This is a genomic window from Dickeya aquatica (genome assembly GCF_900095885.1).
GTDB classification, from domain to species: Bacteria; Pseudomonadota; Gammaproteobacteria; order Enterobacterales; family Enterobacteriaceae; genus Dickeya; species Dickeya aquatica.
This window is the reverse complement of sequence record NZ_LT615367.1, coordinates 3443691-3457331: the sequence shown is the minus strand read 5'-3', so window position 1 is coordinate 3457331 and position 13641 is coordinate 3443691. Positions and strand designations below refer to the sequence as shown.

Here is a 13641-nt window from a genome sequence, read left to right as displayed (position 1 = left end):
CAGACAGCTTTATGCCAGAGGCGAATGTTAAACCTCCAAAAGAGATAGTAAAGCGGAAGTAGGTCAAAACGACGTGCCTTGCGCCTCTGTTGATTCATCCAGTTGTTTTCTTGTTTTTACCCCTCAAATGAGGTATAAAAAAGGGAAAATAATGATGGAGCCTTTACCGATGTACTCGCATAATCTCGCAAAAACCGTTGTATTGGCTGATCCGAATGATGTCGAATCTTACCTGCAGCCGATGAATCTTAGCCAAAGCGATCTTGCGCGTATCCTTGAGCGTGGCTTGTCTGGTCGCTATTCGACGACACAAAACCACCCCGCAACTTCTCGGGGGCAGTATTTCTACGGTGAAGGTGTAAGTGCAGCCCGTGAAATTCTTGCATCCAAAGGATATACGCGATTGTCTTTGCGAAACGTAGAGTTGACCGTCAGCGATAAGGTGGCAATTTACCTTTGCCGTGGTTGCAGTCAGACTGGCTTGATTCAGGGCTATCCTGAGTCAAGTATGAAGAAGGGCGACTTTACTCGAGAGCTTATGGGGTTAATCCATAATAACAACCCGGGTCAGGGGGAGTTAACGCTGGGCGATAGTCAGATCAAGCTAGATTTAGACCTGCCGGAAGGCGATATTATTCCCTTACTTACTAATAAAATCGGAAGGGACTTATGGTTTTTACTTTACGAGTTATATGATCTGGATGAGTTCGATCGGAAAGGCATTCGTGCAGAGCTGTCTCGACCTGTTTCTTACAATAACAAGAATGTTGTTAACAGCTTCTCTACTCGTTTGATTCTTGATATTCATCAACCGGATCCAATTGTTCGGAACGGTGATGCTCCTCAGTTTACACCTGACATCGATCTCGACATTTTGAAAACAGGCTAAATATGCAACATGTTTAATTCAGAGCGTTTATGTATAGCAAGAGAACGAAGAGGCCTGACTCAAAGAGCACTAGCTGAAGCGGCTGGGTTAACCAGCAAGACAATTTCTAACTATGAAAAAGCCGGTATCTTTGATGCGATCGCAAGCGATAGTATGGAGAGAATCTCTGCTGTCTTAGAATATCCCATCGAGTTTTTCCTCGATCGGGATGTTCCTTCGTTAACACCCGAGGCAGTCAGTTTTCGCGCAATGACAAAATTAAGTGCGCAAAAACGTGATTCAGCTCTTGGGGCTGGGAAGTTGGCACAGGAATTATCGGCATGGATTGACGGGCAATTCAAGTTACCAAAACCTAACGTTCCTGACTGTAGCTTTGATGGCTATTCAGAACCTGAACGTGCCGCCAGAACGGTTAGGGAAGCTTGGGGAATAGGTGAATTATCGATATCCAACATAGTTCACTTGCTTGAAGTCAATGGTATTAGAGTTTTTTCACTTGCTGAAAATTGCGTTGAGGTGGATGCTTTTTCTTTTTGGATGGACGAAAAACCTTTTGTTCTGCTGAACACAATGAAAACTCCAGAACGGAGCCGTTTTGACGCGGCTCATGAGCTTGGCCATTTAGTTCTTCATAAGCATTCATGTAACAATGGGCGTCAGGCGGAACAGGATGCAGACCGTTTTGCATCGGCATTCTTGATGCCTGAACGTAGTATCTTAGCCTCGGTTCCAAGGATGCCAAGACTGGATCAGCTCATTTTGCTAAAGAGGAACTGGAAAGTTTCACTAGCTGCACTAGTGCGACGGACGTTTGATGTTGGGTTATCGACAGAGTGGCATTATCGCCAACTCTCAATAGAGCTTAACCGTCGTGGTTACCGTACGGGAGAACCTCAAGGTATGCCAGAACGTGAGAAATCATTGATTTTGGAAAAGGTCTTTTCAGCATTGCACACTCAAGGGATGAAGCGCACCGAGATCCTCGGGCAACTTAGGTTCCCTGCTGATGAAGTAAGTGCCCTGACGTTTAACAACCGCTTCTTCATGGAAGCTATTACAGGCGACGGTCCTCAATCGAATATTGAGCGTAAGCAACCTCCCCAGTTAAGCCTTGTCAAATAGGATTATTTGTTACGAACGGCGGGCGATTCCGCCGTATTTATAGTTATCTCCACAAGCCTTGTATACTGTTCCTTCCAAAAAAATTTTAATACATTTTCTATACGCAATTTTTTGTGTAATTTAGGATGTTATGTCATTTATTCTTAAAGTACAATATTAGTTCCTCACTGAATATTCACTTTTTCAGGAAGCGGTTTTTAAGTGAATGTTTAAATTAACTAAGTTTTTTCTTGCCGCTTCATTTTCTTTCGTTCGTTTGTATACCTTTCGTGGTTTATCGATCTTGATACTGTTTTTAGCGTTCGGAACAGCATTATTTTTTTTCTTCTTACTAAAAATAAATGCGTCCGTGTAGATCTCTTTAGTTTCTGTTTCTAACGCTAAGTTTCGTCTTTCTTGCTTTGAGTAATCAGAATAGTTTTCTGGATATTGTTGAAGCTCCGCATGAAGACTTCTGGCATTACTTAAATGCTCCTTACGCTTCTCATCAAGTTGATGGCTTAGACCTTTGGCGAAAATGTTCGAGTTAATATACAGATGACCATGATGCTCAACGAGTATTCCTTTCTGTTTTAGTTTTTTGAATATGTTTGACATATTACCGGATGCGATATTCAATGCTTTACAGAGTGATGATTGAGACAGATTGATAAGATTTCCGAACTCCATGTATTCTAAAATATAAGTTAATACACGGAATTCATTCTTAGATATATCTAAATCAGAAAAAACACGAAAGTTGGACGTGAAAGCAAAAACGTAAGGCTGTGCAAATGAGATTGCTTTATCTTCTTCTGTTGCAATAACAGTGGTCGATTTTATATCTTTGTTTTGCAGCAAGTGTCTTGCGATATCAATCTTTTGTTCAGTGGTTAATGTTTCAAATAAGCGAAGTAGTTCAGTGTCATTAGTATTCATATTATTCTCTCTTATAGTTTTTATTATGTTATTTTTAATACTATGCAGAAAAATAAAAGTCAATAGTTAAACTATAAATAAAATAGGACTTTTATTATTATGCTATTGTTATATGTTAAAAAACCTATGTTCAAACATAGATCTCGCTATGTTCGAACATAGGATAGATCTATGTGCGCACATAGGATTCCGCTATGTTCGAACATAGCAAAAAAAGTTGTGAAGCCTTGATTTTATTGGGTTGAGACAGTGTTTATAATTAAATAATTAGTAAGAAGTTAAGAGAGTCCAGTTTTCCTTTTTTCTTATGTGCGGAGTGTTTTACGTGGGAATATGTGGTTTTCTTGAGAGTTATTTTCAGCGAAGTGATTTTTTAATACAATCACGAAGCGCTGCTGATTTTATAGGAATACTAAATTGTTTTCCTTTTATTTTATTGGCGGCTATCGCCGCAATTCTTTATGGATAAATCCATCATTAACAGGGGCAAGCCCTGTCCAGCAGTGTGATTGTTTCGGACAATCACGAAGTGCTGCTTCTTTGAATATAGTTTTCCTATGCGTTTAAGAGCAAATGCTATATGTTATAGTATTAACACTATGTTTAAAAATAGGATCAATTTTATTAATTGATGATGAAATGATCTGAACGAGATCTTTTCTTTTTTCCAAAAATTGAAAGTTTTCTTCTCAAAATAGAAAATTATTTATATCAGAGTTAGGGCGTAGCCGTGCTCATGAAAACGGGTTTATCGTTTTCGACAGCACATATGAGCGTTAGCTCATAAGATAAATATTTTTTCAAAAGAAAATGAAAATAGTAAGTAAAACGTTATTGTTCAAGAGTTAATTTGAATTTTATAATGAAAATATGGTATTGAAAAATAAAGCAACAAGGAGAATAAAAATGAATAATATTCAAATCATTATGATTTTTCATGCCAAAGAAAAAATACCATTTATGACCTGTATGATTAAAGACGTTGAAGAGAACGAACAAGGTATAAAACTTACCTTTGAAAACGGTAATAACATCTATGTTAAAGATTACGATTCTTTTTTCCTATCTGCATCAGCGAATGATTGCGATAAGGAACGAATGGTAAATGTGTATGGGAGATTAATTTCTGAACTCAGCCAAGTCAGCGAAGAAACAGTAAGATCGCTGATGCCATAACCCGGAACCTATAACAACTATCATCCCAACACACCCGTCAGTGTTCTGGATGATTAATCTTACTGTGGCAGAGTAAAGGCCAATGCACCTGACGAACTGGTGTTGATGAATGCTCTTGGCCTACAGGATCTGCGTGAAGTCATAACAAGAAGATATCTTCTTATCCGAACTGGAAGCCTCTGTCGGTATCGTACTTCACACCGATATGGGCTATCCAGTAGCGGAATACAAAGGTACAGACATCAGAATAGTAAACCTTGCCTCTATGCGAGATCTGACCAATGGCTATGTGATCCTACCCACGTAATGTGGACACAGCCCTAAGCGAGTTTCTTTTTTTCGAATTTTTTCCGAAAGAATAGAAGACACAAATATTTTTAAGCACGGATAATTCAATCTCTACAACCTGTTGATAAGTAAATTTTGAATAAATTAGAAAACCACTGCGTTAAAATCAACTCAGGTATAAATAAACTATCGCCGTTAGGTAAATTACACGGAATCTATTTCTGATAAATATTTTAATATTAATTAAAAAATGCATGTTGTTTTAATGGGCCACGATGGCCCATTAAGTAACTATTGTATTTCTCTTGCTGATATTATTTCATATATCCATTTTATTCTAAATTCAACAAGCAGGATACTAGTTGCTAACAAAAATGAATAACTATAAATTAATAGGAAAAAAATGGTATAAGCTGTATAAAGAATGAGTTCATCATTGCTTAATATTTTAGCTGACAGTGTATTGTAAGTTAATGCAGCTAAAAAATATCCAGCAATGAGACATGTAGATAATGATAAAATGCTTAGTCCCCACGCCCACCATTTTCTCATATTTTTTGTCCTAAATGGCGTCGAATATCTAAATTCTAATTTTTCATCAATGAAAAATAGTTCTGTTATTTTCCACCACTTATTTATTTTGGCATAGCGATAGCACAGCCTTGTTGGGTTTTTTTGATTTAGAAGGATTTTTATTTCTTCCGAAGAGACATATCTCGTTTTATAAATTGATCGAAAAATAGCTTCTGTGAAATGATTATCCGCAAGAGGATCATGGATGATATTTTTAAGTTTTTCAATGTTTTCAATCTTGAATTTCGTCATTGTATGATATACGTTGAATAAAAAAACACACATAGGTACGGAAAAAATAGTACCTAATAAACTAAAGCTGAAATCAAAATCATTAAAAGTCATTTTATAACCAATTAAAGTAAGTGAGAGATATAGTTATCGGATAAAATTTTGTCATCTTGATTTTTTTTGAAGTTATATAAATATTTTCAATGGAAGAAATTAAAAAATGAGTGTTTTAGCGGAAATGAGTAACAGGATTATAAGCGATTGCTGCAGTTCGATGCTCTGGTGTCCATAACGCTATAAAAAGAACCTCAACAGATGCTGAGGCTTTCTTGGTATTGGATAAATGTCAGGAAGGATACTAGGCCTTTTATATGGATTAATCCAACAGCCCACGCGAGACTTTACTCGCCGTCTGACTGAAATTATATCGCTCAACAACATTTCCCTTGAACCAGATCTCAAGGGAGTTCATATGAGCGGTGTTGCTGTTCTTCAGTAGTGCCAGACCGGGAACGTAGTTCGATATCTGACTCTCGCCTGACATACTGGAGTAGGACCACATTTCCTGACCATCATTAGTGGCGCGTGTTTGAGGCTCCCCGAATGCAGCCAAGATTTCCTGTTGCGTAGTTTTCCCTTTAACGATTTTGGTTTTAACGGTCTGTTGTGTTTCGTTTTTCAGGGATTTATTACCATAAGTCGTGCAGGCGGAAAGAGGCAGGATCACCAGTGCCGCAATAAGCAGTTTCTTCATATTAACTCCGATAAAACATAACAATAAAAAGTAGTGTGAGCGAGATTAAAAGTCGTGTTGGTCATAAACCGCCACAAGCCTGTTTCATTGATTACTGACGAGCATGTGCCTCCACAGAAGAATGGAAAAACATTAGGTGAACGAGTAATCGAGTAAATTAAGTGATTATCACGTTATTCCATATGAAACCTTGCCTGTGTATTTCCCCTGATGTGCATAACAGCCATTCCTGCCCCATAAAACAGCCTGTAGTGCGTTTCTTACCATCTGAAAGGCTTTGTTTTTACTGAGCCAGAAGTACGTGGCAAATCGCTTTGTGAGCCTCTGGTTAACTCTATCTATCAGCGTCAGGTATGGCAAGTAAAATGATCGGTATATCAGATCGATAATTAATTATTGATAGATAATAACGATTAAAATCGATTTATCGATCGGTATTTTAATTGTTTTAATCGATCGATATAAAATTAATGATAGTTAATATCTATCATTATTCCGGTTTTGATCGTTACAAACGATATGACGGCCAGCAGAAATAATTGAAAGCTATCAATTGGTTAATGAGGTGGCTTTGCTCTTATGTGTCTGTCAGAACAAACTGTAACGGATACCGGTAAACAGTCGCCTCCCTTAAATGACAGCGTTTTTGATTATCAGGATGGATAAGCAGATGAAGAAGATTTTGCTCGTTGCTGGCACGGCACTGGTTCTGGCGGGATGTGGTGAGAAAGGCGACTTTGAGAAGGCTATCAACGCAAAAATATCACAGTCCAAAGTGTGCTACTCACTCAATGACAATGATGTTGTATTCAATAAAGGCTTCCCCAGACGTGTGAACCGTGGTTTCCGCTCTGCCGGATACAGTGCCAGTGATGAAATCCTTAAAGGACTTGTTGAACAGGGGCTGTTAAAGGTTTCGCAAGAATCTAACGGGTTTAGCAGCGTTGATGTTCTGGAAGTTACCGATAAAGGTCAGGAGGTTGAGTTCTGGGATCGCAAAGATGGTGCCTGTGTGGGTCATCGTGTTGTTGCTGAGATTAAAAGCTGGACCGAACCCAGCGAAGGTAATGGCGTTAAAATGACGCAAGTGACCTATACGTGGAAACTGGATGGTGTACCGGGCTGGGTGGATAAGAAAGCCTTTTCTGGCGTCAAAGGGATGGCTACACCCGAAGAAACCAAAACTGTTCTGGTGAAAACCAATAACGGCTGGCAGGCTAACTAAGAGGCTATTATGGAAAACAAAACTATCCAGTGTCCTTTCTGCTTAAAGGAAAGCCAGCGCGGTGTCCACGTATGTACTGGCTGTATGGCGACTGTTTTATATGGAGCCTTTCCACAATGGTATGCAGCTGTTGTTATGCTGCTGGCTTTTGGTCTGTCAGCGTTGATCGGTATGTCTACAGGCATAGCTGGAACTACTATCAGTCTGCCAATAATAGCTGCCGTTGGGTTTGTCGCTGGGAAGGCTATCTTTTCTGATAATGTTGTTTTCAGGCGAAGGATGTAATTTCAATACAGAAAGTAAATCCGAGCCACGTCTTATTACATGGGCGTGGTTTATTTACCACAGGAATTTAAACTCGGGTCTATAATATCCCGCCCAATATAAATAGTTACATCGGTTATATCTAATGAACGCTTTTTAAAAGCGAAATAATATAAAACTATAAGTTATCAATAAGAATGAAAATCAATTAATTTTTTACTATGAGCGTGTGTAAGGTGTAATTACAACTTCATTATGATATCGAGAACAAGAAATTTTTTCTAATGATGTGATTAATATCATCTGCCTGATGAGATATAATACGATGTTGTGATATTATGCATATTAAACATATTAAACATATTAAGCATATTAAGCATATTAAGCATATTAAGCATATTAAGCATATTAAGCATATTAAGCATATTAAGCATATTAAACATATTAAACATATTAAATTATTTTTTTGCGCTAAGTTTTACTTGAGATTGAAGGCGGTGATCACCATATGGATCACCGACTAGAAAACTAAAAAATAGAACATACATTATTCAATAATAATAAAATATTCTTCACTATCCTTTGTATAATAAAACTAGAGCTGGGAAAAATAATAATTTTTAAATTACAAGTTTTCTGTTTCTAGAAAATTCCTTTAAAATTGAATTAAATTGAGTTTGATTTATGTCTTTAATATTAAAAGTGCAATTTTGAACGGGGTAAGCTCTAAAAATGGAGATCCCCCTTCCTAAGATACAAATCTTATCATCAAATGCAATGTATCTGTCATGTCCTTTCGGTTGAAACAACGAATCGTCGCAAACGGAAATCTCGAAGTAAGAAATGTACTTACTAAAATTTGGAGATTTTTTTAATGTAAAATTAACATAGTTAGTTAAAGTCGTATTGTAATTATCTGAGCTATCGACGTTTGATGTGTAGATCACTACTGAAATGTTTTTTTTCAGAATATATATGAAGTCTAAGATTTTCTCTAATGCAGGTTTTCTACGGGAGATATCTTCTTCATGATTCTTTGCCCAATATCTATCAATTATGGTTATTTTCTTTGAATGTTTTATTAATTTTCTAAATCTTTTTTCTAATATATCATCTATTGACTCTCCTCCCGCTATATCTTTTTCACATAAAGACTTACTATTAGAAAAGCTCAAACTATCTGTAATTTCGATTGTTTTAGATATTTCTAATTTATGCGTTGCACTAAGTGTCTGACTGATAAGCTGTGAGTTATTAGGTATGATTATCAAATCAAGTTCGTCAGGTTTGTAAGAATGTTCTATATCAAGAGAATTATTAAAATCGCAGACTGGCTTATAGTTACTTAACATTGGACTTTTTTTATAATGTGAAAATGCTACATTCCATAATTTTGATATTTTTGGATCAAGGCCATTTATCCATGTGATATACTCTGACTTCTTTACATCAGGATAAATGAAACAGCCAAAATCTTTCCATGACTCCATTATTTTCCTATGAATGAAAATAGCATTTTCACTATCGAATTCATCGCTTCCTAGATAGAATTCATCGAAATGAAACTCCGTTAACATTAGTCAATCCCCATAGTTTCTTTCATTCGTTCCTCAAAGAATCCTTCCGGCCAATGTTTTAAAAAATCACCTTCCTCGTCCAATGGTAATTCCATAATACTAGATCCTGATAGCCCAACATCGACATAAAGTACCTTGACGAAATTTTTATCTATTTTCTTTTCTCTAATTCTTCTCTGTAATCTAAGGATCAGAGCCTCACTATGAGTTTCTATTATCCATTGGTTTCCATCATCACTACTTGAAGTCTCAATAAATAAATCTGCAAGATGTGCTTGTAATCTGGGATGCAAATGTATCTCAGGTTGCTCAACACATATTGTTTGGCTTTTTTTTGTTACTGCACAAGTGATTATTGGAAGAACCTGCCCTATTCCAAACCCAACATCAGCAGGAGTGACGCTTGTATTATTTCTCGTATCACAAAGCATCAGTGAGATAATATTACCAGTAATACTGTTTCCGATATTTTCTACACTTAATTTGTAAGGGATATCAAATTTATTCAACCAATAGTTGACCTTTTCCTGCCCTAACTCTCCACCATAATATAGGTCTGCCCCTAAGTTTGTCTGGCCTTTGTTCTTCTTGATATTTTCTCTTTCGGATGAATAAAACCTTCTAGGGTGAGTTCTCAGTGGACCAAGATAATTTATTTTTAAAAGCTCATGCCGTATTTCGTAAGCGATAGAGTTAAAGTAATTAGTTATTATATTAAAATCTTCTCTTACAGGCGAGTATATAGGAATTGCCAGAATTGGCGATATTGCAATTTTTGCGCTAATAAGTTCATTATAATATTCTGGTATTTCTAATTTTTTGGTTCGACGGTCACGTTTATTAAAAAAAATGGACAAATCATCAAATCCATTGTTGTCGAAAGAGTAATTACCAAGCTTGGTGCCTATTACATCCATTTCAAATAGTTTTTTTTCTGATTTTGCTTGAGTGGCAGTATATTTAAAATCTGATAAATAATTTTTATTACTGGTCAAGTTGTTCGTCTGATTGGTTTCAGAATGTTTATAGGTAGCACTGAATTGCCTTACATCTTCCGCACCAAATATTGGTTGAAACATGAACTCATCATTATACTCTGTAATGCTCATTCCATTCTTAAACGATATGCTAATAGACAAATCTCGGGCTAATTCGTGATTGCTGATGACAGACTCAAAATCACCCAAATCTAAGCAATCTCCAGAAGATATAAATTCGCCGTTTTTGTTTTTTCCCGTAAGTGTTTGTTTTAAAGCGAGAAGAGATTGAATGATACTACTTTTGCCGGAGGAGTTTGGACCATATATTAGTGTTATGGGAGCCAAGGGAATTTCAGTTTCCGAAGAAAATGATTTGAAATTCTTTAGCTTAATATTAGATAACATATTTATCCTTTTTTTATTACGTTAGTGAGTTTATTGTGAGCGATACTTATCGTGAAAATAATATAATTGTATTATTAGTATGACTAAAAGTACTTTGTCTGTGATGAGTAATTAATTCATTAAAATAAAAAGAATTATGACTTTGTTGCATTTTGAGCTTTTTCTCAGAGAGTTGCTGGAAGTAGTATATACTATATTTCATTTTATGATATTACGGAATGATCTTGCGCTCATTTTCGGGGACGCAAAGCTTTTCAACTGTGATGATGGTGCATAGGGCAGAACGCTGCCATCACTGGAGTTTTGCTGTGGACGCTTAGGAAAACGCCTGATCTCATCCGCTGTTGGCTTGTAATCATCACGGTTAAACTTGGCACGTCTCTCATACTCAGCTCGTGGTACATATATGCCCTGAATCTCATCAAACACGTAGTTTTCGGCAATACGTTTATCGTGCTCAACATCAGAAGGAATGGGCTTCTTCTTTGCCCAGACGAATTTCTCCCTTATATATTCAACCACCAGTAGGGTGAAACGCTTGAACACACCATCCTGATGAGGTTTAACCTGCTTCCTCTTGCTTTTAACAGGGGGGGCGTTTATCCGTTCTGGCCGTTGAAGGAGATGGGGTTTTCAATTTGGTGCGTGTATGAGGTGCAGGGGCAACCAGAACAGGCTTTTGGTCTTCTGATGATGATGACTGCGAACCTGTTTCAGAGAACTCTGTTTGAGGTTGTATTTCAGGCAAGACGATTTCAACAGGCTCAGGCATTTCTGATACGGTAAAGCTTCTGAGGTCAACAACGATCTGAAGATCCAAAGATTTGAAGGTGTTGTATGTAGCCTGTGCTTCCTGTTTCATCTCATCACGAACAGCCTGTTCAGCAGCACGTTTTTCCTGAACGCTGCGACTGTTCCACTTGGCACGATGAACACGTTGCATTGGTGGACGGCTAGGCTGTGTCCCTTAACTTAACAACCGCTTTAAAAATAACCTGATCGCCCCCAGCTTTAGCATACTCAGGTAGTTTCTGGCTGTTTTTTCCGAGCGTGTAGCGATACGACGATTTTCTTTGAGTATCGCAAAGCAGCGCTCCACGACATTGCGTTTTTTGTACAGGCCTCTGTCGAGGGGCCGACGTCTGTCCTGACTGGCTTTTTCATTCGATTTAAACGGAATTACCACTTTTATTCCCTTTATTTTCAAATGAATGCGGAGGCTGTTACTTGAGTAACCCTTATCCGCCAGTACCGCTTTCGGACGCGATTTCAGATGCCCACTTCTTCGGATAATCCCGACGCGGTTAAGCAACGTTTCCGCATACCGGCTTTCGTGGGCCTGTCCACCGCTCAGGCAAAAACTTAGCGGTAATCCTGTGCCATCTGTCGCCAGATGGATTTTGGTGCCAAAGCCGCCGCGTGAGCGACCCAGCCCATGGTCCTCGTGTTCATCGGGATGTTTTTTTTCGCACCAGCGGCCGCTTTCAGGGCGCGAACGTTACTGCCATCCAGCGCGATAACATCCCAGTCAATCAGTGCGCCCTCATCCAGAATCTGGAGTAATTTATTGAAAATACTGTTTATTACTCCGGCTTTAGACCACCGGTTAAAGCGGTTGTAAATCGTTTTCCATTGACCATAACGCTCAGGTAAATCCCGCCATGGCGCGCCGGAGCAAAGCACCCAAAATATGCCATTCATGACATGCCGGTGAGCAAAGTAAGGACGGCCGCCTCTGGAAGAGCCTCTTTCAGGCGGCAGCATGGGAGAAATCAGCGCCCATGCATCATCGGGAAAATCGTAACGAGCCAAATTGAAGTACTTTTTGTGGCAAAATCATGTCCCTGATTGTACAAAAAACAGTTACGGGACACAGCCTAGTTAATGCTGCCTTAGCAATCCATAGTGCTTTTTCTTCAATGTCTAAAGTAATGGTAGCATTCTCAAGGGCTTCATCATGCTGGATCTCAATAGAACGATGTTCAATACGTGCATCACTGCCAGCTCTTTATATATTGAATATGTCATTGAAAATTTAATCACTTTATTTTATATTAAATAGAAAAATAAGATAAAGATCTTTTTTATTAAAGAGATCATTATGTCAGCAATCAAAAAAATCGTTAAAAATTCTCAGATACATTGTAGGAAAGCAGGGTTTTCCCATTTTAAGGGGTTTTCTCGAGTTTCTTTTAGAAAAAAATCGTAGCTATAAAAATGATTATGCAAATCTACATAAAGTATTTATTTCAAAGCTAAATGAAGTAGAAAAAAAGACTAAATCGATTAAATATGGTTATCTTAAGGAGAGTAATAATGCCCATTTTACCCGGATATGAACCAAGGCAAGGGACTATACCAGCAAAAACCTTCTATGAAACATCTTTAGAATATCAGTTAAGAAAGCTAATATATTTTCGTGATCAATTTGTTACTATGTTAAACAGGCCACGCAATACCCATTACGTAGAAGATGACTGCCGTTATTACCATGATATTATTATCAATAATTCAGCAACGTTAGCAGAATACTATCTTCCCTATGTTATTTATTCTATCATTGGAACGATACTCCCAAAGCCATTGGCTCCAAGATTTGATGGGTTCAGAAAAAACATAGATAAAAATGGTTATGATGAAGCAAAATTAGACGTATTTAAACGATATGAAATTGGTGTTTTATCAAAATCTAGCGAGGGTTACAAAGAAGAGTACCTGCAGCGTTGTCACAATACATTTGATAGTTCAATGAAATTTTTAATTGATGGTAGTTATGATATTATTTTTTTATTAAATAATTATATAAAACATAACTCAATGAATTTTGATTACGCTCCATTGTTAAGGACGAGTAGTGGAGAGGTGAAAAATTATCTTTTTCTCAGGTTCACTGCTGATCAACAATTCATGCTCGGTGAATCAATACTGAAAAAATTAATTTCATACAATTATGATAATATCATTGCTAATGATAGGGGGAAATTAATCCTAGATGGGGCTGAATTTACTAAAATAGGAATGTTAGGGCATATCGCATTACTGGAAAATAATAATATACTATACACTAAAGGTAACAGTTCTGCTGGTGTTACATCAGAAAGTTTATTGAATTTGATTAATAAATTAATGATAAGCATATTGGAAAATATTATTTTAAATGTAAAAGATTATGAGATTACCAAATTCGGAGAATATAACAAGCTTCTGGCTGCTATAAAAAAGAACGAGTAAATAATCGT

The 13641-nt window shown here is 37.3% G+C and carries 12 protein-coding genes and 1 pseudogene; 6 read left to right on the top strand and 7 right to left on the bottom strand.

Annotated features, from left to right (window positions below; translation table 11 throughout):
* Positions 1–151 precede the first annotated feature (151 nt).
* Positions 152–889, top strand: coding sequence for a hypothetical protein (locus DAQ1742_RS15645; RefSeq protein WP_232046532.1), 738 nt, complete (start codon positions 152–154; stop codon positions 887–889).
* Positions 890–898: 9 nt separating this feature from the next.
* Positions 899–2011, top strand: coding sequence for a helix-turn-helix domain-containing protein (locus DAQ1742_RS15640; protein ID WP_035343734.1), 1113 nt, complete (start codon positions 899–901; stop codon positions 2009–2011).
* A gap of 183 nt (positions 2012–2194) precedes the next feature.
* Here the strand turns inward: DAQ1742_RS15640 and DAQ1742_RS15635 are convergent, their stop codons facing one another.
* The gene (locus DAQ1742_RS15635; RefSeq protein ID WP_035343731.1) at positions 2195–2929 is read right to left on the bottom strand and encodes a helix-turn-helix domain-containing protein; all 735 of its coding nucleotides are present in this window, start codon (positions 2927–2929) and stop codon (positions 2195–2197) included.
* Between the two features lie 906 nt (positions 2930–3835).
* Here DAQ1742_RS15635 and DAQ1742_RS15630 point away from each other — a divergent pair.
* Positions 3836–4105 carry a hypothetical protein gene (locus DAQ1742_RS15630; protein WP_051124111.1) on the top strand — a complete coding sequence of 90 codons (270 nt, stop codon included), beginning with the start codon at positions 3836–3838 and terminating at the stop codon, positions 4103–4105.
* Positions 4106–4684: 579 nt separating this feature from the next.
* On the opposite strand, the gene DAQ1742_RS15625 is transcribed toward DAQ1742_RS15630, so the two are convergent.
* The gene (locus DAQ1742_RS15625) at positions 4685–5218 is read right to left on the bottom strand and encodes a hypothetical protein (protein ID WP_035343727.1); all 534 of its coding nucleotides are present in this window, start codon (positions 5216–5218) and stop codon (positions 4685–4687) included.
* Between the two features lie 355 nt (positions 5219–5573).
* The gene (locus DAQ1742_RS15620) at positions 5574–5951 is read right to left on the bottom strand and encodes a hypothetical protein (RefSeq protein ID WP_035343725.1); all 378 of its coding nucleotides are present in this window, start codon (positions 5949–5951) and stop codon (positions 5574–5576) included.
* A 670-nt stretch (positions 5952–6621) separates the two neighbouring features.
* Here DAQ1742_RS15620 and DAQ1742_RS15615 point away from each other — a divergent pair.
* Together DAQ1742_RS15615 and DAQ1742_RS15610 are read left to right on the top strand one after the other, a co-directional pair.
* On the top strand, positions 6622–7176 hold the full coding sequence (locus tag DAQ1742_RS15615) for a membrane lipoprotein lipid attachment site-containing protein (RefSeq protein WP_035343723.1): 555 nt from the start codon (positions 6622–6624) through the stop codon (positions 7174–7176).
* Positions 7177–7185: 9 nt separating this feature from the next.
* Complete coding sequence (locus tag DAQ1742_RS15610; RefSeq protein WP_035343721.1) at positions 7186–7461, top strand: hypothetical protein; 276 nt, start codon at positions 7186–7188, stop codon at positions 7459–7461.
* 599 nt (positions 7462–8060) lie between these two features.
* Here the strand turns inward: DAQ1742_RS15610 and DAQ1742_RS15605 are convergent.
* From DAQ1742_RS15605 to DAQ1742_RS15590, 4 genes and pseudogenes are all read right to left on the bottom strand, one after another.
* The gene (locus DAQ1742_RS15605; protein ID WP_035343719.1) at positions 8061–9017 is read right to left on the bottom strand and encodes a hypothetical protein; all 957 of its coding nucleotides are present in this window, start codon (positions 9015–9017) and stop codon (positions 8061–8063) included.
* Positions 9017–10402 carry an AAA family ATPase gene (locus DAQ1742_RS15600; RefSeq protein WP_035343717.1) on the bottom strand — a complete coding sequence of 462 codons (1386 nt, stop codon included), beginning with the start codon at positions 10400–10402 and terminating at the stop codon, positions 9017–9019. Before DAQ1742_RS15600 ends, DAQ1742_RS15605 begins: the two co-directional genes overlap by 1 nt.
* 198 nt (positions 10403–10600) lie before the next feature.
* Positions 10601–11366, bottom strand: a pseudogene (locus tag DAQ1742_RS15595) (MobQ family relaxase); the annotation flags it as partial.
* Between the two features lie 3 nt (positions 11367–11369).
* A protein-coding gene (locus DAQ1742_RS15590) for an IS5 family transposase (protein ID WP_152482109.1) occupies positions 11370–12214 on the bottom strand; the annotation gives its coding sequence in 2 pieces (ribosomal slippage) (positions 11370–11869 and positions 11869–12214; 846 coding nt in all).
* Between the two features lie 504 nt (positions 12215–12718).
* Here DAQ1742_RS15590 and DAQ1742_RS15585 point away from each other — a divergent pair.
* Positions 12719–13633 (top strand): hypothetical protein, encoded by a 915-nt coding sequence (locus DAQ1742_RS15585; RefSeq protein WP_051124165.1) that lies wholly within the window; start codon positions 12719–12721, stop codon positions 13631–13633.
* The last annotated feature ends 8 nt before the right edge of the window (positions 13634–13641 follow it).

Excerpts from the sequence above, each read along its gene's own strand:
- DAQ1742_RS15645 (WP_232046532.1), top strand. The coding sequence starts at position 152 with ATGATGGAGCCTTTACCGATGTACTCGCATAATCTCGCAAAAACCGTT.
- DAQ1742_RS15640 (WP_035343734.1), top strand. The coding sequence starts at position 899 with ATGTTTAATTCAGAGCGTTTATGTATAGCAAGAGAACGAAGAGGCCTG.
- DAQ1742_RS15635 (WP_035343731.1), bottom strand. The coding sequence starts at position 2,929 with ATGAATACTAATGACACTGAACTACTTCGCTTATTTGAAACATTAACC.
- DAQ1742_RS15630 (WP_051124111.1), top strand. The coding sequence starts at position 3,836 with ATGAATAATATTCAAATCATTATGATTTTTCATGCCAAAGAAAAAATA.
- DAQ1742_RS15625 (WP_035343727.1), bottom strand. The coding sequence starts at position 5,218 with ATGACGAAATTCAAGATTGAAAACATTGAAAAACTTAAAAATATCATC.
- DAQ1742_RS15620 (WP_035343725.1), bottom strand. The coding sequence starts at position 5,951 with ATGAAGAAACTGCTTATTGCGGCACTGGTGATCCTGCCTCTTTCCGCC.
- DAQ1742_RS15615 (WP_035343723.1), top strand. The coding sequence starts at position 6,622 with ATGAAGAAGATTTTGCTCGTTGCTGGCACGGCACTGGTTCTGGCGGGA.
- DAQ1742_RS15610 (WP_035343721.1), top strand. The coding sequence starts at position 7,186 with ATGGAAAACAAAACTATCCAGTGTCCTTTCTGCTTAAAGGAAAGCCAG.
- DAQ1742_RS15605 (WP_035343719.1), bottom strand. The coding sequence starts at position 9,017 with ATGTTAACGGAGTTTCATTTCGATGAATTCTATCTAGGAAGCGATGAA.
- DAQ1742_RS15600 (WP_035343717.1), bottom strand. The coding sequence starts at position 10,402 with ATGTTATCTAATATTAAGCTAAAGAATTTCAAATCATTTTCTTCGGAA.
- DAQ1742_RS15585 (WP_051124165.1), top strand. The coding sequence starts at position 12,719 with ATGCCCATTTTACCCGGATATGAACCAAGGCAAGGGACTATACCAGCA.